This is a genomic window from Campylobacter sp. BCW_6873, from assembly GCF_001762365.1.
Classification (GTDB): Bacteria; Campylobacterota; Campylobacteria; order Campylobacterales; family Campylobacteraceae; genus Campylobacter_D; species Campylobacter_D jejuni.
In genome coordinates, this window is the sequence record NZ_MJWS01000103.1 from 1 (window position 1) to 900 (window position 900).

A 900-nucleotide genomic window follows, 5' to 3' on the forward strand; every position below is an offset into this window, starting at 1 on the left:
GCTCCTAGAGGAGATGAAGTTTGGGCTGTGGGTGCAGGTTATAATACTCTTCAATCTTCGTTTGGTGCAGGTGGTAGAAGTTTTATGGGAACAAGAGATATGCAACATGGTGGCGAATTAGTTAAAGATAATATGACTGGAAGTTCCGCTGTAATCAATGCTAATGGTTCTATAGGTAATGCTTCTATTAAAGGATTAAATGCTGGTATGACTGCAAGCAATTTAGAAACAAGAGCGCACGCTCTAAGTGATGCGATTCAAAATTCTAACCTATCTCAAAGAGCTTTAGAAGTTGCTAGCGGAAAAGGAGATAGCTTAGCCTTATCAGAAAACGATAGAAATACTATCACCAAAGCAACACAACATGCTTTAGCTGATGCTTATTCTAAAGCAACAGGTGTGGATGTATCGCAAGCTTATAAAGATATGATGAGTGGAAGTATTGGCGGTAATCTTAGTGGTGGTTTTAATCTTGGCTTTGGTGGCAAAGGCGGTGATAAAGGGGGAAATCAAGCAAATGCTCAAGCAAGTGGTCAAATAGGAGGTAGTTTAACTACAAATTCAGTAGAATCTGAAGCTTGGTATCAAAAACTAAGCAAAGATCAAAAAGAAACCTTTAATAAAACCTTTAACGAAAGTATTTCTAATGAAATTGGTAAAAATAGAGATGCAAGTGCTTCATTCAGCAATCTTCTTAAAACAGGAAATGTTACAAATTCTGCTAGTATTAAAAGTTCTATGGATAGCTATAATGAAGCTAAAACACTTAATAATTCAGTGGGTTATGATGGTGGAGCTTCTATCGTTCAAGGCTATATCAATGAAAATTATGGTGGCGTAGTTAATAAAGAAAATGTGGCTTCTGCTGTGAATGCTGTTGAAAATATGGCTGCAAGGGGA

Annotated in this window: 1 pseudogene; it reads left to right on the forward strand. The window is 37.0% G+C overall.

Going from position 1 to position 900, the window contains the following annotated elements:
* Positions 1 to 900: pseudogene (locus AJ932_RS08535) on the forward strand (conjugal transfer protein TraG); the annotation flags it as partial.